The sequence below is a fragment of the Pontivivens insulae genome (assembly GCF_900302495.1).
In the GTDB taxonomy this organism is placed as follows: Bacteria; Pseudomonadota; Alphaproteobacteria; order Rhodobacterales; family Rhodobacteraceae; genus Pontivivens; species Pontivivens insulae.
The window spans coordinates 631,021-648,603 of sequence record NZ_OMKW01000002.1 but is presented as its reverse complement, the minus strand read 5'-3'; the positions used below and the strand labels follow the sequence as shown (position 1 = coordinate 648,603).

At 61.0% G+C, this 17,583-nt stretch carries 16 protein-coding genes; 8 read left to right on the top strand and 8 right to left on the bottom strand.

The genetic code is table 11. The features are described from left to right. Positions 1–3: 3 nt before the first annotated feature. On the top strand, positions 4–507 hold the full coding sequence (locus POI8812_RS08605; protein WP_162845012.1) for a DUF1697 domain-containing protein: 504 nt from the start codon (positions 4–6) through the stop codon (positions 505–507). On the opposite strand, the gene mnmA is transcribed toward POI8812_RS08605, so the two are convergent. Next, the gene (gene mnmA, locus POI8812_RS08600; protein ID WP_108782140.1) at positions 504–1,616 is read right to left on the bottom strand and encodes a tRNA 2-thiouridine(34) synthase MnmA; all 1,113 of its coding nucleotides are present in this window, start codon (positions 1,614–1,616) and stop codon (positions 504–506) included. The two genes, POI8812_RS08605 and mnmA, sit on opposite strands and share 4 nt — an antisense overlap. Before the next feature lie 135 nt (positions 1,617–1,751). On the opposite strand from mnmA, the gene sciP reads away from it, so the two are divergent. From sciP to recG, 4 genes are all read left to right on the top strand, one after another. Then, a complete protein-coding gene (sciP, locus tag POI8812_RS08595; RefSeq protein WP_108782139.1) occupies positions 1,752–2,033 on the top strand; it encodes a CtrA inhibitor SciP in 282 nt (93 codons plus the stop codon). Between the two features lie 123 nt (positions 2,034–2,156). Next, positions 2,157–2,870, top strand: coding sequence for a response regulator transcription factor CtrA (ctrA, locus tag POI8812_RS08590; protein WP_108782138.1), 714 nt, complete (start codon positions 2,157–2,159; stop codon positions 2,868–2,870). 61 nt (positions 2,871–2,931) lie between these two features. Further along, the gene (gene ligA / locus POI8812_RS08585; RefSeq protein WP_370739580.1) at positions 2,932–5,061 is read left to right on the top strand and encodes an NAD-dependent DNA ligase LigA; all 2,130 of its coding nucleotides are present in this window, start codon (positions 2,932–2,934) and stop codon (positions 5,059–5,061) included. A gap of 45 nt (positions 5,062–5,106) precedes the next feature. Then, positions 5,107–7,197 carry an ATP-dependent DNA helicase RecG gene (gene recG, locus POI8812_RS08580; protein WP_108782523.1) on the top strand — a complete coding sequence of 697 codons (2,091 nt, stop codon included), beginning with the start codon at positions 5,107–5,109 and terminating at the stop codon, positions 7,195–7,197. A gap of 362 nt (positions 7,198–7,559) precedes the next feature. Here the strand turns inward: recG and POI8812_RS08575 are convergent, their stop codons facing one another. Beyond that, on the bottom strand, positions 7,560–8,003 hold the full coding sequence (locus tag POI8812_RS08575; RefSeq protein ID WP_108782522.1) for an iron-sulfur cluster assembly scaffold protein: 444 nt from the start codon (positions 8,001–8,003) through the stop codon (positions 7,560–7,562). A gap of 61 nt (positions 8,004–8,064) precedes the next feature. Between POI8812_RS08575 and hisI the strand changes: the two genes are divergently transcribed. Continuing rightward, on the top strand, positions 8,065–8,427 hold the full coding sequence (gene hisI / locus POI8812_RS08570; protein ID WP_108782136.1) for a phosphoribosyl-AMP cyclohydrolase: 363 nt from the start codon (positions 8,065–8,067) through the stop codon (positions 8,425–8,427). 5 nt (positions 8,428–8,432) lie between these two features. Here the strand turns inward: hisI and gluQRS are convergent, their stop codons facing one another. Genes gluQRS through trmFO form a run of 3 tightly spaced genes read right to left on the bottom strand, consistent with a single transcriptional unit; the run spans position 8,433 to position 11,317 of the window. Continuing rightward, entirely contained in the window at positions 8,433–9,299 is an 867-nt protein-coding gene (gene gluQRS, locus POI8812_RS08565) for a tRNA glutamyl-Q(34) synthetase GluQRS (protein ID WP_108782135.1), read from the bottom strand. Further along, on the bottom strand, positions 9,280–9,897 hold the full coding sequence (locus POI8812_RS08560; RefSeq protein WP_108782134.1) for a class I SAM-dependent DNA methyltransferase: 618 nt from the start codon (positions 9,895–9,897) through the stop codon (positions 9,280–9,282). Before POI8812_RS08560 ends, gluQRS begins: the two co-directional genes overlap by 20 nt. A gap of 55 nt (positions 9,898–9,952) precedes the next feature. Beyond that, positions 9,953–11,317, bottom strand: a complete 1,365-nt coding sequence (gene trmFO / locus POI8812_RS08555) for a methylenetetrahydrofolate--tRNA-(uracil(54)-C(5))-methyltransferase (FADH(2)-oxidizing) TrmFO (protein ID WP_108782133.1) — start codon at positions 11,315–11,317, stop codon at positions 9,953–9,955. Between the two features lie 139 nt (positions 11,318–11,456). Here trmFO and POI8812_RS08550 point away from each other — a divergent pair, with 139 nt between their 5' ends. Beyond that, positions 11,457–12,641, top strand: coding sequence for a CaiB/BaiF CoA transferase family protein (locus tag POI8812_RS08550; RefSeq protein ID WP_108782132.1), 1,185 nt, complete (start codon positions 11,457–11,459; stop codon positions 12,639–12,641). Here the strand turns inward: POI8812_RS08550 and POI8812_RS08545 are convergent. Together POI8812_RS08545 and eno are read right to left on the bottom strand one after the other, a co-directional pair. Beyond that, a complete protein-coding gene (locus POI8812_RS08545; protein WP_108782521.1) occupies positions 12,638–14,614 on the bottom strand; it encodes a DEAD/DEAH box helicase in 1,977 nt (658 codons plus the stop codon). The two genes, POI8812_RS08550 and POI8812_RS08545, sit on opposite strands and share 4 nt — an antisense overlap. Positions 14,615–14,823: 209 nt before the next feature. Then, the gene (eno, locus tag POI8812_RS08540) at positions 14,824–16,098 is read right to left on the bottom strand and encodes a phosphopyruvate hydratase (RefSeq protein ID WP_108782131.1); all 1,275 of its coding nucleotides are present in this window, start codon (positions 16,096–16,098) and stop codon (positions 14,824–14,826) included. Between the two features lie 198 nt (positions 16,099–16,296). On the opposite strand from eno, the gene POI8812_RS08535 reads away from it, so the two are divergent. Beyond that, positions 16,297–16,710 (top strand): hypothetical protein, encoded by a 414-nt coding sequence (locus tag POI8812_RS08535; protein ID WP_108782130.1) that lies wholly within the window; start codon positions 16,297–16,299, stop codon positions 16,708–16,710. Here POI8812_RS08535 and mazG read toward each other — a convergent pair. Next, positions 16,707–17,537, bottom strand: coding sequence for a nucleoside triphosphate pyrophosphohydrolase (gene mazG, locus POI8812_RS08530; RefSeq protein ID WP_108782129.1), 831 nt, complete (start codon positions 17,535–17,537; stop codon positions 16,707–16,709). The two genes, POI8812_RS08535 and mazG, sit on opposite strands and share 4 nt — an antisense overlap. Between the last annotated feature and the right edge of the window lie 46 nt (positions 17,538–17,583).

Sequence of the window (17,583 nt, the reverse complement as noted above, 5' to 3'; positions counted from 1 at the left end):
GCGGTGAGGTGTCGCCGGGTTGCCTTCCTGCGGGCGGTCAATGTCGGCGGTACTGGAAAACTACCGATGGCAGCGCTGAAACGTGCTGCCATCGCCTGCGACCTCACAGATGTAGAGACCTATCTGGCGACCGGAAATCTCCTTTTTCAATCAGATTTGAAGTCGGATGACGTGAAATCTCGACTCGCGCAGGAACTTGAACAGGTGATGGGGGACAGCCCGGCGCTTTTTATCCGCACACATGCCGATCTGACGAATCTCGCGGCGGCCAATCCGTTCAGCGATCTGCCAGGAAACAAGGTCATGGCTCTTTTGCTCGACGACCCGGTTGAGCCCGGTGCAATTCGCCATCAGACCATCGAACGTGTGGAACCCGGACCGGGCGCTCTGTTCATCGGCTATCCAGAGGGGATGGGCCGGTCACGGATGATTGTCGAGGCGCAGGCGCGTGGAACCGCGCGCAACCTTAACACCATCTCTAAATTGGTTGAAAAATCCGCCGCTTAGCGGGTGATCCAGCCACCGCCCAGAACGCGCGATCCGTCATCGTCATAAAAGACGCAGGCCTGACCGGGGGCAATGCCTTCTTCGGCCACCATCAACTCAACCTCGGCCGTGCCGTCTGCCATAGGGATCAGGCGGGCCTCCCGAGGGGGGCGGGTGGAGCGCACTTTGACCTCCAGGTCGCGGGGCGCATCGAGCGGTGTATCGCCCAGCCAGTTCAGTTCCTTCAGCGGGACGCGTCGGGTTGCCAGCGCTTCCTTCGGACCGACGATCACCCGGTGAGCGTCGGCATCCAGCTTGAGCACATAGAGCGGCTCTCCACCACCGATGCCCAGGCCGCGGCGTTGTCCGATCGTGTAATGGATGACACCGCGATGCTCTCCCAAGACACGGCCATCAAGATGCACAATGTCTCCGGGTTCCGCCGCACCCGGGCGCAGCTTTTCAATGACTGCTGCGTAAGAGCCGTTGGGCACGAAACAGATATCCTGGCTGTCCGGCTTATCCGCCACGCTCAGCCCATGTTTTGCGGCCAGAGCGCGTGTTTCCGCCTTGCTCTTCAAATGGCCAAGGGGAAACCGCAGATAGTCGAGCTGCTGCTGCGTGGTGGAGAACAGGAAATAGCTCTGATCCCGGTCGTGGTCCGCCGCGCGGTGTAGCTCTGCCTTCGCCGTGCCTGCTTTACGCTGAATGTAATGCCCGGTCGCCATGCAATCGGCGTCCAAATCCTTTGCGGTTTCCAGCAGATCGCGGAATTTGACCCGCTCATTGCAGCGAATGCAGGGGATGGGGGTCGCACCCGCGAGGTATGCATCGGCAAACTCGTCGATGACGCTTTCCCGAAATTTGTTTTCGTAATCCAACACATAGTGCGGAAAGCCCATCGTCTCCGCCACACGGCGGGCATCGTGGATGTCGCGCCCTGCGCAACAGGCACCCTTTTTGGCAAGCGCTGCGCCATGATCGTAGAGTTGAAGCGTCACGCCGACGACGTCATACCCTTCTGCCGCCAGCTCTGCTGCGACAACGGAACTGTCCACACCGCCCGACATCGCTACAACGACGCGGGTGTCGGCGGGGGCCTTGTCAAATCCGAGGCTGTTCAGCGGCATGGCTGCTCCGGGCGGTTAAGGAAAGTCGCGCGGTATATAGTCAAATTGGAATGATGCGCAAGGCGCGCCTTAACTCCGTCTTCAGGATCGGACGCCTAAATCCCCGCACCACAAGGAGTATTGGGGAGCGCTACGATGTACCTGAAACGGTCAGACAAGCCAGTTTTCACACGCGATCATGCCGGGCGAACAATCACCCGTGCGGATCTGCCCCCCGCTGATACACGACGATGGGTCGCGGGACGCAAGGCAACCGTTGTCGCGGCGGTGAACGGCGGTTTGCTGACCACAGCGGAAGCTTGCGCGCGATACGATCTGTCTGAGGAAGAGCTGGAAAGCTGGACAAAATCCCTCTCAAAGCACGGTCCAATGGCGTTAAGAGTCACTGCTTTGCAACGATATCGCTCGGAAAGTTGAAGAAACCCGCCGATGTTCGCGGAATTTTCCCGAATGTTCATGCCGCGTTAACCTTTGAACCGAATTAATGGTATATGAGGTAAAACAGGAGGCAGAAATCCTTCTGGAACGCGGGAGAAACAAATGCGTATTTTGCTTGTTGAAGACGACCCCGCTACGGCTCGGAATATCGAGCTGATGCTGGCCAATGCCAATTTCAATGTCTACGCCACCGATCTGGGGGAGGAGGGCATCGATCTTGCGCGCCTCTATGACTATGATCTCATGATCCTGGATCTGAACCTGCCTGACATGCATGGTCATGACGTGTTGCGCAAATTGCGTCTCTCGAAGGTGGAGACCCCGATCCTGATCCTGTCCGGCATGGATGACGCTGACACGAAGATTAAGGGCTTTGGCTTTGGCGCCGACGATTTCCTGCCCAAACCCTTCCATCGTGAAGAGCTGGTCGCACGCATTCACGCGATTGTTCGCCGCTCAAAAGGGCACAGCCAATCGCTCATCGAAACCGGCTTGGTCACGGTGAATGTGGATGCAAAGACAGTGGAAGTCGCTGGAAAATCCGTTCATCTGACCGGCAAAGAGTATCAGATGTTGGAGCTTTTGAGCCTGCGCAAAGGCACGACCCTCACCAAAGAGATGTTTCTCAACCACCTCTATGGTGGCATGGATGAGCCTGAGTTGAAGATCATCGACGTGTTCATCTGTAAGCTGCGCAAGAAAATCGCGCAGGCCACAGGCGGTGAAACGTATATCGAGACGGTCTGGGGCAGGGGATATGTTCTGCGCGATCCTGTGCCGCAAATTGTTGAGGCACCGACCCGCGACACTGCCTGATCGGGCTGGACCGCAGGGCCCATGGCGCTTAGCTGTGGGTCACTGACTGCGGGAGGCGACCTTGTCCGACACCTACTCACGTTCCGACCTTCTGGCCCTGCGCGCCGACCAGATCACTCAAGACCAGGTGCCCCAGATCCTGTCGGCGCTTGCGGCAGAGATGTCGGCCGCCGATGCGGCCTATCACGGCGAAGATGCCCCCTATCTCTCTGATGCCGACTATGACCGGCTTAAGCGGCTGAACGCCGAACTTGAGGCGGCGCATCCACATCTCATCCGATCAGACAGCCCTTCGCAAAAGGTCGGGGCGCCTGTGGCGGAAGGGTTTGGCAAGGTGACCCATCGCGTTTCGATGTTGAGTCTTTCCAATCTGTTCGAGCGGGAGGAGGTGGACGAGTTTGACCAACGCGTTCGGAAGTTCCTCGGGCTCGAAACGCCGATTGCCTACACAGCCGAACCCAAAATCGACGGTCTGTCGCTGTCTCTTCGATATGAGGGCGGCGTGCTCGTACAGGCAGCGACGCGGGGTGATGGGCAGGTGGGTGAGAACGTGACCGCGAACGCGCGTACAATTGACGACATTCCCCACACGCTCACCGGCGCGCCGGAGGTGCTGGAGGTGCGTGGAGAAGTCTATATGGACCATCGCGACTTTCAGGCGCTGAATGCGCGCCAAGAAGCACGTGGTGGCAAGACATTTGCCAATCCGCGCAACGCCGCTGCGGGGTCACTTCGCCAACTGGACAGCGCAATCACAAAAGAGCGCCCGCTACGCTTTTTCGCCTATGCCTGGGGTGAGCTTTCGGAACCTCTGGCCGACACGCAATCTGGTGCACTAGAGCGCCTCGCAGCCCTTGGCTTTACCATCAACCCACTGTCCCGGCGTTGTGAAACAGCGGCGGAGATGTTGGCGCACTATGACGAGATCGGTGCGGAACGTATTGATCTTGAATACGATATTGATGGCGTCGTCTACAAGGTCGATGATCTGGCGCTTCAGTCGCGGCTCGGCTTCCGATCGAATAATCCGCGATGGGCTACGGCGCATAAGTTCCCGGCAGAAACGGCACTGACGACGCTCGAGCGCATTGAAATTCAGGTGGGTCGCACGGGTGCGTTGAGCCCGGTTGCACGCCTCACACCGGTGACAGTTGGCGGGGTGGTCGTGTCAAATGCGACGCTGCACAACGCCGACTACATTGCCGGGCGTGATAGCAATGGGGACCCGATCCGCAACGGTGTCGACATTCGTGAGGGCGACACGGTCGAGATTTACCGTGCCGGTGATGTCATCCCGAAAGTGCGCGATGTGATCTTGGAACGACGCCCCAAGGACGCCCAACCCTATATCTTTCCTGAGCGTTGCCCGATCTGTGATAGTCCGGCGTTGCGTGAACCGGGTGAGGCTGTGCAGCGCTGCACCGGTGCCTTGGTCTGTCCGGCCCAGCAGGTCGAAAAACTGAAACATTTTGTGTCTCGCGCCGCGTTCGACATTGATGGTCTGGGGGCAAAGCAGGTTGAGGCATTTCATGCCGACGGTTGGGTGCGGACCCCGGCAGATATCTTTGCGTTGGAAGAGCGATATGGCTCCGGCCTGCAACAGCTCAAGAACCGGGAAGGGTGGGGGCCCAAATCGGCGGCGAAGCTGTTCGATGCGATCCGCGAACGGCGCCGCATCCCGCTCAACCGCCTGATTTTCGGTTTGGGTATCCGACATGTGGGCGAGTCTACGGCGCAACTTCTGGCACGGCATTACACGAGTTGGGCGCGGTTTCGTGCCGCGATGGAAGCGGCGGGGAATGATGCCGCAGCACGCGAAGAACTGACCGCGATCGACGGCGTCGGTGCTGTCATGGCAGAGGCGATCGCCGATTTCTTTGCGCAGGAGGACGCGCGTAATCTGCTCGATGCCCTCGACGCCTATCTCGATGTGCAGGATGTCGCCGCACCGGCAACGGATGGAAGCCCGGTCGCGGGCAAAATCGTCGTCTTTACCGGTACGCTCGAACAGATGACGCGGGCCGAGGCAAAGGCGAGGGCAGAGGCACTGGGGGCAAAGGTGTCTGGCTCGGTCTCAAAAAAGACCGACATCGTTGTGGCCGGGCCAGGGGCTGGAAGCAAAGAGACCAAGGCCCGCGAGTTGGGGGTCGAGGTGTTGAGCGAGCAGGACTGGCTGGATCTGATCGGGTGAGCATGCCCCCTTGCGCCCGCCCGATTGACTGCGCCAGATAAGCTGATGAGCGGACGCCCCGAAATCCTGTTTCCCCTGTTTGGCGATATGACCGGTTTGCCCGGCGTCGGTCCCAAAACCGCGCCGCTCTATGAAAATCTCGGCGTGGCTGCCCCACGCGATTTGTTGTTTCTGCTGCCGACAGGCGGCACGGATCGACGGTTGAAGCCGGAGATCCGGGGCATTCCATTGCCCGCGACATTGACCGTGGGGGTTGAAGTGCTGCGGCACATGCCACCGTCAGGCAAGGGCCGCCCGTTCCGCGTTCAGGTGCGGGATGCATCGACGGAGTTTCTGCTGGTCTGGTTCCATGCGCGGGCCGACTGGATCCAACGAAATCTGCCCATTGGTGCGCGCCGGATCGTATCAGGCAAGGTTGAGCTGTTCGACAACGTGGCCCAGATGGTGCATCCCGATCATGTTCTGTCCGCAGAGACGGCAGATCATCTGCCACCGTTCGAGCCGCATTATCCCCTGACCGCTGGTCTGACGCTTAAGGGTCTGACCAAGGCCATGGCCGGTGCGTTGGAGCGTTTGCCGGTTCTTCCCGAATGGATCGAGCGCAGCATTGTCGACGAACATAAGTGGCCCGACTGGCGCAGCGCGGTCCAGCGTGCCCATGCACCCGAGGATGTGTCTGATCTGGCCGACACGACGGCGGAACGGCAGCGTCTGGCCTATGATGAGTTCTTTGCCCATCAACTGACGCTCGCCCTTGCCCGCGCGCAGGTGCGGCGCAAGCCAGGACGGGCCACATCCGGGACAGGCGCTTTGAGCCGGGCAGTGCTGAGCGCGCTGCCTTATGCGCCGACGGGCGCGCAGAGCCGTGCGGTGAAGGAAATCACCTCAGATATGGCGGCCGAGTTTCGGATGAACCGGCTGCTGCAGGGTGACGTCGGCTCTGGCAAGACGCTGGTCGCTTTCCTCGCGATGCTCGCCGCCGTTGAGGCGGGCGGGCAGGCGGCCTTCATGGCCCCGACCGGCATTCTGGCGCAACAGCATCTGGAGGCACTTGGACCGTTGGCGGCAGGGCTTGATCTGCGGATCGACAGTTTGACAGGGCGTGACAAGGGCAGCGTCCGCGCGGCCAAGCTTTCGGCGTTGGCCGATGGCACGACTGATATCCTGATCGGCACTCATGCCTTGTTCCAAAAGGATGTCGCCTTTGACGATCTGCGCCTTGCCATTATCGACGAACAACACCGGTTCGGCGTGCGCGAACGGATGAGTCTGGGTCAAAAGGGGGCGGCTGCGGATATTCTCGTCATGACGGCAACGCCGATCCCGCGCTCGCTCAGCCTCGCGCAATATGGCGATATGGACCTTTCCATCCTCGATGAAAAACCCCCTGGCCGAAAGCCGGTTGAGACGCGCCTGGTGTCGGCCGGGCGGCTTGACGAGGTGGTTGCGCGCATTGGTGCGGCTCTCGATCAGGGGCGGCAGGTTTATTGGGTCTGTCCACTGGTTGAAGAAAGCGAAGTCGTCGACCTTGCCGCCGCCGAGGATCGTTATCGCGCCCTGCGCGTGGCCTTGGGGGCAGAGCGGGTCGGCCTGATCCACGGTCGCCTTCCACCTGCTGAAAAAGATGCGGCGATGGCAGATTTTGCCGAGGGACGAACACGCCTCTTGGTCGCAACCACCGTGATTGAGGTTGGGGTGAACGTCCCCTCCGCCACCATCATGGTGATCGAGCAAGCCGAACATTTTGGCCTGTCGGCGTTGCACCAGTTGCGTGGTCGCGTCGGGCGCGGGGCGGACAGTTCAACCTGTCTGCTGATGTATGCGCCACCTCTGGGGGAAACAGCGCGCGCGCGGCTGGAGATCATGCGAGAGACCGAGGACGGCTTTCGTATTGCCGAGGAAGATCTGCGCTTGCGGGGCGCGGGTGATGTGCTCGGCCTTGCTCAATCAGGATTGCCCCGTTTCCGAGTGGCTGATTTGGAGCGGCAGGCCGGACTTATGGAACTGGCGCAGCGCGACGCGCGATTGTTGTTGGAGCGGGATCCGAAATTGGCCTCAGACCGGGGCAGGGCCGCCCGAACGCTGCTGTGGCTGATGGGCCGAGATGAAGCAATCCGTTTGATTTCAGTTGGTTAACCTTCTGTAATCCATTTTTGTTCCCAAATGTTCCACTTTTGTCTTGCGCGGGAAGGTGGTTAATGGAACATTAAGGGAACAGACGGAACGGAGGACGCCATGATTGCCAAGCTCATCAAATTGACCCGCAGCCCGCGTGGTGAACTGATCTCTGATGCGATTGGTCTGGCGGCAACCTGCCTGATGATTGGCACGTTCCTGATGGTGTGAATTTCGCGGATAATCCGCACATGCTTTTGCCTGAAACGGGACAACCCGGCCCCTCTGTCCCCGCAAGATGCACTGCCCCGCATCCTGTGTGAGCGCCCGGACCCGCTTCTGCCCAACTCGCCGCACACCTTATCGGTGTTGCGGCGATTTTTTTAGGCCTCGATCTCTTCCATCGCAGCGACGGTGGCGTCCGGCACCAAAAGGATGGAAGCATGGCGATTTCGGTAATCGCGGGCCGGCGTCAAAACTTCATACCCATCAAATGGCGCATCAGGAACGGGACCGTTCTCTTTCAGCATCGCCTTGAGTTGATCGCGGGCTGTGCGAGCCTGCTCCAGCGTCAATCCTTCGGCCTGTGCGGCGAACACTGCGGCAGAGGCCTGACCCAGCGCGCACGCCTTCACATCCTGTCCAAATCGGCTGATCTGCCCATTTGCCACGTCGAGATCCACCGTCACCGTTGACCCGCAAAGTGGGGACCGTTTGGTGACGGTGGCCATCGGCCCCTCAAGCCGGTCGCGATGCGGAATGTCGCTGGCCAGCGCGAGGATGCGCTGTGAATAGAGCTTCATCATATCGTCGTCACGGGCGGTCATGGCATAGCCTTTCGCAAATCGATCCCTTACGTAGTCGCCCAACGCATGAGAGGAAAGCCCCATGGAAGCGACATTTGATCCCGCAAGCCTGACCTATAATGACGCGGGCCTGATCCCTGCCATCGCGCAGGATGAGGCGGGCGAGGTTTTAATGATGGCCTGGATGAATGCGCAGAGCCTTGCAGAGACGCTTGAGACGGGGCGCGTCACCTATTGGTCACGGTCGCGGCAAAGCTTCTGGCGGAAGGGTGAAAGCTCTGGCCACGTCCAAACCCTGATTGATTTCCGGGTTGATTGCGACCGTGACACCATCCTGTTGATTGTCCGACAAGAGGGTCCTGCCTGTCATACAAATCGGCGCAGCTGTTTTTACACGGCAATTCGCGACGGTGCCGAGGTGGAGCTGATGACCCCCATCGCCTGATCCCGTCACAGGTTGATTGCAGACCTCACGCGGGCGGGCGTCCACCCATCGGCGCGCAATTGCCGAATGGCGCGGGCGTCATCGCGTTTGGCAAGCCGCTTTCCCGCATCATCCCGGATCAACCCGTGGTGACGCCACACCGGTACGGGCAAATCGAGCAGGGCTTGCAGCAACCGGTGCAGCGGTGTGGCCGGAAACAGATCCTGCCCTCGGGTCACATGCGTCACGCCCTGGGCCGCATCATCGACAACCACGGCCACGTGATAGGATGTGCCGATGTCCCGCCGGGCGAGGACCACATCTCCAATTCCATCACGCAAGTGCCGCGCACTCAGTGCGATCCGCCCACTTTGCCCATCATCTCCATTCCCCAGCTCCTCGATCTCCAGTAGATCGACAATGGTATCCCCGCCGAGTGATCTGATCGCCGCCGCCATGTTCAGGCGGATTGCGGCGTCTGGGTCATCGTGGCGCGCGTTACGACACGTTCCGGGGTAGACCAGCCCGTCCGGGCCATGCAGTGGCGCGCCTTCCTGCGGCGCAGAGAGGGCAGCCTTGATATCGGCGCGCGTGCATGTGCAGCGATAGGTCAATCCTTTCGCCGTCAGGCGATCCACAGCCGCTTGGTATAGGGACAGACGCTCTGATTGCCGGATCACCGGCACGTCCCACGCGATCCCAAGCCAGGCGAGATCCTCGAAAATCGCGTCCTCATAGATCGGGCGAGAGCGGATGGTGTCGATGTCCTCCATCCGCAACAAAAATCGCCCGCCCTTCGCCGCTTCAAACGCCGTCAGCGCCGAATAGGCATGACCCAGATGCAGGAAACCGGTCGGAGACGGGGCAAACCGCTCAGTTTTTGGCGAGGACATAGACCACCGATCCAATATCCTGTGCGGGTAAGTGCTCACCATGCTCGCGGAACAGGCACTGGGCGGCACCGCTGTCGAGCCAACTCATAACACGGCCCTCATAGGTCCGCTCGGCCAGGGCGTGATCATTGAGCGAAAAGACAAACAGTCCACCAGCGGGCAGGGCGGTCATTACCGCGTCAATTGTCTCTGCCGGAGCATGTGAAGGGCTGAACAGACCAACGGCGGCAGCGAGGGCATAACGCCGCGCCTCGAATGGGGCCGCATCGTCAACCTGACCAAGGCGAAGCGTCCGGTAGATGCCCCGCGCCTCAGCCTGCGCGATCATCGCAGGTGTGAGATCAACACCATCCAGAGTCGGAAAACCGGCCGCACGAAAAGCGAGCCCCGCCAGACCTGTGCCGCACCCGATGTCGATCAGCGGCTGCGATTTGTCATCGACGAACTGAGCCAGCGCCTCCGCACAGCGTTGTGGCGTCACATAGCCATTTTCCGCCACTTCCGCGTCATAGCTCGCAGCCCATTCGGTATAGAGTTTCTCGGTCCCGCCAGCGTCATCCGCCAGATCATAGACCTCATCAAGAAATTTGCGTGTCACCGTCTTCCCCCCGGTTGCCCTCAGAGGATAGACTGCAATTCAGCCGCGGCGCAAATTATGCCGTCATTGCGTCACTAAGCCACGCTGACCAATCGGCTTTTGCCCGCTCGGTATAGGCGATCTTCCGATCCTTCTTGCCACGACGCCCGCCACGCACGTTTTCCAGCGGTGGGAAAAGGCCGAAATTGACGTTCATGGGTTGGAAGGTCTCCTCTTCCGCCCCGCCGGTGATGTGGTTCAAGAGCGCGCCGATGGCTGTGGTCTGAGGGGGGAGCGGCAGTTCGCGCCCCAGCGCCTCATAGGCCGCGATCCGCCCGGCGAGCAGGCCCATGGATGCGCTCTCAACATAGCCCTCCACGCCGGTGACCTGCCCGGCAAACATCAGATCGGGCCGCGCGCGCAGCTCCATCCGGGGCCCAAGCAACCGGGGTGAGTTCAGGAAGGTGTTGCGATGGATGCCGCCAAGCCGTGCAAATTCCGCGCCCTCCAGTCCGGGAATGCTCCTGAAAACATCTGTTTGCGCGCCGTACTTCATCTTTGTCTGGAAGCCGACAATGTTGTAAAGCGTGCCGAGCGCATTTTCCCGCCGCAGCTGCACGATGGCGTGCGCCTTGATGTCGGGCTGGTGCGGATTGGTCAGGCCCACGGGCTTCATCGGCCCCCAGCGCGGCGTCTCGCGCCCGCGCTCTGCCATCACTTCGATCGGCAGGCAGGCGTCGAAATAGGGGGTGTCCGCCTCCCACTCCTTGAACTCGGTCTTTGGTGCCTCGAGCAGGGCGTCGATGAAGGCCTCATATTGCGCTTCATCCATGGGGCAGTTGAGATAGGCAGTCCGCTCCTCCTCCGTCTCGCCCTTATCGTAGCGGGACTGAAACCAGGCCTTCGACATATCGATGCTGTCGGCGTGAACGATGGGGGCAATTGCGTCGAAAAAGGCGAGGCTGTCTTCACCGGTCACCTTCAGCACCGCCTCGGCCAAAGCCGGAGAGGTCAGCGGCCCAGTGGCCACGATGGTCCGGCCCCACTCCTCTGGCGGCAGACCGGCCACCTCACCCCGTTCAATTGTTACAAGCGGATGGGCTTTCAGCGTCGCTGTCACATCGTCGGAGAACGCATCCCGGTCGACGGCCAGTGCGCCACCTGCGGGCAGGGAATGCTTATCGCCCATGCCGATGATCAGACCATTTGCCTGCCGCATCTCCCAGTGCAATAGGCCGACGGCGTTCGACGTATCGTCATCGGAGCGGAAGGAATTGGAACAGACAAGTTCCGCCAGCCCTTCGGTTTGATGGGCAAATGTTTCCACGGTTGGTCGCATCTCGTGGATCACGACGGGAACGCCAAGCTGAACGGCCTGCCAGGCGGCTTCGCACCCGGCCATGCCGCCGCCAACGATGTGAATGGGATCAATCTTGCTCATGCATCGCGACCTAGTGGAAGCGGCCCGCCATTGGAAGCCCGCGCAGCATCTTTCTGACAAATACGCGAGTCCCCGACAGCTGCACTGGTCAGCAGGGCGCGAATTTGCGTATTTGGTCGAAAGACAAAGGGAGAGCACGATGGGCGCATTGGATGGAGTGAAGGTCATCGACCTGACACGGGTTCTGGGCGGTCCGTTCTGCACCCAATGGCTCGGCGATCACGGCGCGGATGTCATCAAGATTGAACCTCCGCAGGGGGATGAGACCCGGCACTGGGGCCCACCGTTTGAAGAGCAGACGGGGGCAGCCTCCTATTTCATCGGCGTGAACCGCAACAAGCGCGGTATGGCGCTCGACCTGCGGCAGCAGGCGGGGCGCGATGTATTGCTGCGCCTTCTGGCGGATGCAGACATTCTGATCGAAAATTTCAAACCCGGCGGGATGGAGAAATGGGGCCTCGGCTTTGAGACGCTCAAGGAACAGTTTCCGCGCCTGATCCACTGCCGTATTTCCGGTTTCGGGGCTGACGGACCTTATGGCGGTCTGCCGGGCTATGATGCGGTCGTGCAGGCGCAATCCGGTTTGATGAGTGTGAATGGAGAGGCCGGCGGCGATGGCCTGCGCCTTGGCATTCCACTGGTCGATATCGGCACCGGGCTCAGCGCGCTCGCCGGGCTTGGCATGGCGCTTTATGAGCGGGAGAAATCGGGGCAGGGGCAATTTCTCGATATGACCCTGCAAGATGTCGCGGTCAGCCTTTTGCACCCCCACGCGGCCAACTATTTCCTGTCTGGAAAGGTGCCCGCACCGACCGGCAACGCCCATCCGAACATCACGCCCTATGATGTGTTTCCCACGAAGGGCGCAAAAATCTATATCGCGGCAGCCAATGACGGCCAGTTTGCCCGGCTGTGCAATGTGATCGGCGCGCAGGAATTGCTCAGCGATCCGCGCTTTGCAGATCATCCCGCCCGCAATCGCCACAAGGCAGAGATTGCAGAGGCCTTGGCCCCGTTCCTGTCAGACTGGGACGGACAGGCCCTTGCAGAGGCCCTGATGGCCAAGGCCGTGCCCGCTGGACCGGTGCTCAACGTCGCGGATGTGACCGCCGATGCCCACCAGCATCACCGCGCGATGGTGGTGGAGGCGGAGGGCGTCAAAACCTTGGGCAATCCGATCAAGATGAGCCGAACGCCCGCGGACCCAACCCGCGCACGCCCACCGGCCTTCGGGCAGGACACATCCGCAATTCTGACGGAGGCGGGCTATAGCGCGGAAGAGATTGCGGCTCTGCGCGAAGCTGGGGCCGCTTTGGGCGACTAGCGGCGCTTGCCGCGCGCCTCGGCCTTTGCAGCAGCTGCGCGCGCCTTGTTCTTCTTGGAATTTTTCTTGCCTTTCGGCGGCGGCGGGCCTTTCGGTCGCTCCCACCCGCCGCCCTTACGCTCCCCTTCCGGAACACGGCGTTTCGCAATCACTGCGCCTTCGGGGTGACGCGGCTCTGCCGGCTTTGCGGGTTTTGCCTTCCGGTCTTCCGGTTTTGGCTTTCTCTTACGTGGGGTTGGCGCGTCGTTCCAATCTGTCGGCTGCGTGCTGATCTTTGGTTTCGGCGCTTGGGCCTCTCCCTCGGGGATTGGCTCGGCGGGACGCGGGCGCGGTTCGCGCCGTTGCGCATTGGACCGCTCTGCATTCGGGTGCCTGCCTGTCGGACGTGGTGGGCGCTGGCCCAGATCGGGTGCGCTGTCCAGACGCATGATCGATGCTCCACCCTCCACCGTCATATCCGCGCCGATGGCCTGTGTGAAACGGTCAACACTGCTGTCGCGGATTTCCACAAAGGTCTGATCGTATTGCACGCGGATCGCGCCAATATCCTCTCGGCTCACATTGCCAGCCTTGCACAGCATCGGCAGCATGCGACGCGGTTCCGCCCCGGCTTTCCGGCCCCCCGCGACAGAGAACCAGACACTCGGCCCAAAGGGCGCACGCTCCCGCGGTTTCTCCTCAACGCCGGAGAGTTCTTCGGGCGCAGAGTGCTTTGCATGAAACAGCTCAAGATAGGCATTGGCGATTTGTTCGGGGGAAAAGGCCTCCACCAGATGGGCAACGCTTTCCGCCCGCGCTGCGGGGATCGGCTCCTGCCAGACAGGGTTGGACAGCATCCGCTGCTCATCTGCCGCGCGCACCGCATCGGCAGAAGGCGCGCCGCCCCATTCGGCCTTGAGTTTCGCGAATTTCAGGATGCGCTGCGCCTTCTTGAACGCCTTTGGCGGCACGATCAGAACGCTGGTGCCCTTGCGCCCGGCCCGGCCTGTACGACCGGAACGGTGCAAGAGGGTTTCGTGGCTGGATGGCAGTTCCGCATGCACGACCAGATCAAGATTGGGCAGGTCGATGCCGCGCGCCGCGACATCCGTGGCCACGCAAACCCGGGCGCGACCATCGCGCATGGATTGCAGGGCCGCTGTTCGCGCCGCCTGATTGAGTTCGCCCGACAGGGCCACAACAGGAAAACCGCGATTGGTCAGCCGTGTCGTGATCCGGTTCACCATCGCCCGCGTGTTGGCAAAGACGATGGCATTGGGCGCCTCAAACAGCCGAAGCGTATTGATGATCGCATTCTCAGCATCCGCATTGGATACCGAATAGGCGTGATATTCGATGTCCGCATGTTGGGTCGCTTCGGATTTCGTGACCACGCGCACGGCATCGCGCTGATAGCTCTCGGCAAGCTTGGCAATGGATTTCGGGACCGTGGCGGAAAAGAGCAGCGTTTGCCGATCTTCCGGCGCACTGCCCAGAATGAATTCCAGATCCTCGCGAAAGCCCAAATCCAGCATCTCGTCCGCCTCGTCGAGCACGATGGCGCGGATGTCACTCAGGTCGATGGAGCCGCGCTGGATATGGTCCCGCAAACGGCCCGGTGTCGCCACGACGATATGTGCACCACGGGCCAGCGCCCGCCGCTCATCGCGCATATCCATGCCCCCAACGGTAGAGGCGAGGAAGGCCCCGGCATCGCGATAGAGCCAGCCCAGTTCGCGCTTGACCTGCAGGGCCAACTCCCGCGTTGGTGCGATGACCAGCGCCAGCGGCGCACCGGACGCACCAAAAGCATCGTCCTCGCCCAACAGCGTCGGCGCAATGGCAAGGCCGAAACCAACCGTCTTGCCCGATCCGGTCTGGGCCGAGACCAGCATGTCCTTGCCAGTCAGATGCGCTTCCGTCACGGCCTCCTGGACAGGGGTGAGGGTCTCATATCCACGGGCGGCGAGCGCATCGGCGAGGGCTTTTTTCAACGGGTCATCCAATCATCATCACGGGCAAGCGCGCCACCTCGCACAGTTTTGCGCGCCTGTATAGCCGTCGCGCGTGCATAGCGGCCTTGTTCGCTTCGGATTGGTAAAAATACCCATGTCGATCCATCCGCCAGAAATGCAAACGCCCCGACCTTTGGGCCGGGGCGTTGCAAATGGCAGATTGGTCCCGGATCACCTCCGGGACAGGATCACTTCAGTATCGCGCGCCCTGCATATTGCGCCGTGGTCCCCAGTTCTTCTTCGATGCGGATGAGCTGGTTGTATTTGGCCAGGCGATCCGAGCGGCTGAGCGAGCCGGTCTTGATCTGGCCGCAGTTCAGCGCGACGGCAAGGTCGGCGATGGTCGCGTCCTCTGTCTCGCCTGAGCGGTGGGACATCACGCTCGTCATGCGCGCACGGTGGGCCATTTCGACCGCCTCGATGGTCTCGGTCAGGGAGCCGATCTGGTTGACCTTCACCAGGATCGAGTTGCCCGCATCCTCTGCAATGCCCCGCGCCAGGCGCTTGGAATTGGTCACGAACAGATCGTCGCCCACCAGTTGCACCTTGTCACCGATCGCCGCCGTCAGCGCCGTCCAGCCCGCCCAATCATCCTCAGCCATGCCGTCTTCGATGGAAATGATCGGATAATCTGCAACAAGTTCAGCCAGATAGTCCGCATTCTCCTGCGAGGTGAGCGATTTTCCCTCGCCCTTCATCTCGTATTTACCGTTGGCGTAATATTCGGTGGAGGCACAGTCGAGCGCCAGGAACACGTCCTCACCGGGCGTGTAGCCGGCCTTGGTGATGGAGGTCATGATGAAGTCGAGCGCTTCGCGGGTCGATTGCAGCGCGGGGGCGAAGCCGCCCTCATCGCCGATGCCGGTGTTGTGGCCGGCGCTGCTCAGCTCTTTTTTGAGCGTGTGGAAAATCTCCGCCCCGATACGCACCGCCTCGCGCAGGCTGTCCGCGCCCACGGGCATGATCATGAATTCCTGGATGTCGATCGGATTGTCGGCATGCTCGCCGCCATTGATGATGTTCATCATCGGCACCGGCAGCAGGCGGGCGGACGTGCCACCGATATAGCGATAGAGCGGCTGACCCACGCTTTCGGCCGCCGCATGTGCCACGGCCAGCGAGACGCCCAGGATCGCGTTCGCGCCCAGGCGGCCCTTGTTCTCTGTCCCGTCCAGACGGCACATCATCTCGTCGATCATGACCTGCTCGCGGGCATCCATGCCCAAAAGCTCCTGACAGATCTCGGTGTTGACCGCCTCAACCGCCTTGAGCACGCCCTTGCCCAGATAGCGGCCCTTGTCGCCATCGCGCAGCTCAACCGCCTCATGCGCCCCCGTCGACGCGCCAGACGGTACCGCCGCACGGCCCAGCGAACCGTCCTCCAGCAATACATCAACCTCAACCGTCGGATTCCCCCGGCTGTCCAGTATCTCGCGCGCTGTGATGTCGAGGATGATGCTCATGGCAATGGCTCCTGTGATTGCTCTGATCAAGGTCGTGCGGTGCCTAACCCATTCCGCAGCGCAGCGCAAAGTGCTTCTGACCCAGCGGCAGCTTCCTGCGCAACCTGCGGGCGAATCACGGCAATTTGTGAGGTGCAAGGTGCAAATTCACACAATTTGCGATAAATTAGGGCATCCCACACATCGCGGAGACACAACATGGCTGGCGATGGCCCGAAGCACATAACGATCGCGCCCAGTGCGCCTGAACCTGCGACTGGACCGGATGCACCGGCTGAGGCTGCAGCGGAAACGCAGCGTGCGATTGCGTCCGATCCCTCAGGTCTGTTCACCCAGGTGATCGAACAGCCCGCTGAAGGCACCCCGGTGGAGGAGGTCGTTGCGGTCGCTGAAGGTCTGTCAGTGTTGCAGGTCACTGTCACAGGCTGCGCCATCGCTCTCTTCATAATCTGCCTTGCATGGTTTCGCGCGTCGCAACGTGCGGCGGTTGATGGGGCTTTTGCCCTCAGCCGCGATGCCAGCACCGTGAACGGGGTAAATATGCGGCGCGCCCGGCATGATGCGATTGATTTCCGCCAGATCCGGCAGGATCGCATGACCACATCTGGCTAGACGGATTTCGCGGCCTGCCAATGGGCTTCCATTTCATCGAGCGTGGCTTCAGAAGGTGATTTTCCTTCTATTTCAAGCTGATCCTCGATATAGTTGAACCGCGCTTCGAATTTCGAATTCGCCGCTCGAAGGGCTTCTTCCGGGACAATGCCCAGATGCCGGCCGAGATTGACCATGACGAACATCAGGTCTCCATATTCCTCGGCCTGACGGGCCTTCGTCTCCGTCTCGCGCGCTGACACCAGCTCTGCTGTTTCTTCTGCCACCTTGTCGAGGACCTGGGCCACATCCGGCCAGTCGAACCCGACCCGGGCTGCCCGGTTTTGCAGTTTGAGCGCTCGGGTCAGGGCGGGAAGCGTGCGGGCTACATCATCCAATGTGCGGCGCTTGACCGTGCCGCGCTCGGCCCGTTCAGCGGCCTTTATCCGCTCCCAATCGGCGACCTGTTCCTCTGCACTTCGATCCTGCGCATCGCCAAAAACATGGGGGTGGCGGCGGACCATTTTGTCACTGATGCCACGAATCACGTCATCGAGGGTGAAGGCCCCATCTTCAGCTGCCAGTTGGCTGTGGTACACAACCTGCAATAGAAGGTCGCCCAGCTCGCCGCGCAGCTCCGCCATATCCTCGCGCTCGATCGCATCTGCCACTTCATAGGCTTCTTCGACCGTGTAGGGCGCGATGGTCGCAAAGGTCTGCTCCAGATCCCACGGGCATCCATCGGGCGCGCGCAATCGCGCCATGATCTCAATCAGGCGCTCGAACGTCGCCCCTCCATCGTGGACAAGGCGGTCAGAGGCGGCGCGGTCGGGATCAGGTCTGCTCATGGCGCGACCTTACGCATCCGGGCGCACGAGGTACAACCGATAGCTT

Excerpts from the sequence above, each read along its gene's own strand:
- mnmA (WP_108782140.1), bottom strand. The coding sequence starts at position 1,616 with ATGCCGCTGAACAGCCTCGGATTTGACAAGGCCCCCGCCGACACCCGC.
- sciP (WP_108782139.1), top strand. The coding sequence starts at position 1,752 with ATGTACCTGAAACGGTCAGACAAGCCAGTTTTCACACGCGATCATGCC.
- ctrA (WP_108782138.1), top strand. The coding sequence starts at position 2,157 with ATGCGTATTTTGCTTGTTGAAGACGACCCCGCTACGGCTCGGAATATC.
- recG (WP_108782523.1), top strand. The coding sequence starts at position 5,107 with ATGAGCGGACGCCCCGAAATCCTGTTTCCCCTGTTTGGCGATATGACC.
- POI8812_RS08575 (WP_108782522.1), bottom strand. The coding sequence starts at position 8,003 with ATGACCGCCCGTGACGACGATATGATGAAGCTCTATTCACAGCGCATC.
- hisI (WP_108782136.1), top strand. The coding sequence starts at position 8,065 with ATGGAAGCGACATTTGATCCCGCAAGCCTGACCTATAATGACGCGGGC.
- gluQRS (WP_108782135.1), bottom strand. The coding sequence starts at position 9,299 with ATGTCCTCGCCAAAAACTGAGCGGTTTGCCCCGTCTCCGACCGGTTTC.
- trmFO (WP_108782133.1), bottom strand. The coding sequence starts at position 11,317 with ATGAGCAAGATTGATCCCATTCACATCGTTGGCGGCGGCATGGCCGGG.
- POI8812_RS08550 (WP_108782132.1), top strand. The coding sequence starts at position 11,457 with ATGGGCGCATTGGATGGAGTGAAGGTCATCGACCTGACACGGGTTCTG.
- eno (WP_108782131.1), bottom strand. The coding sequence starts at position 16,098 with ATGAGCATCATCCTCGACATCACAGCGCGCGAGATACTGGACAGCCGG.
- POI8812_RS08535 (WP_108782130.1), top strand. The coding sequence starts at position 16,297 with ATGGCTGGCGATGGCCCGAAGCACATAACGATCGCGCCCAGTGCGCCT.
- mazG (WP_108782129.1), bottom strand. The coding sequence starts at position 17,537 with ATGAGCAGACCTGATCCCGACCGCGCCGCCTCTGACCGCCTTGTCCAC.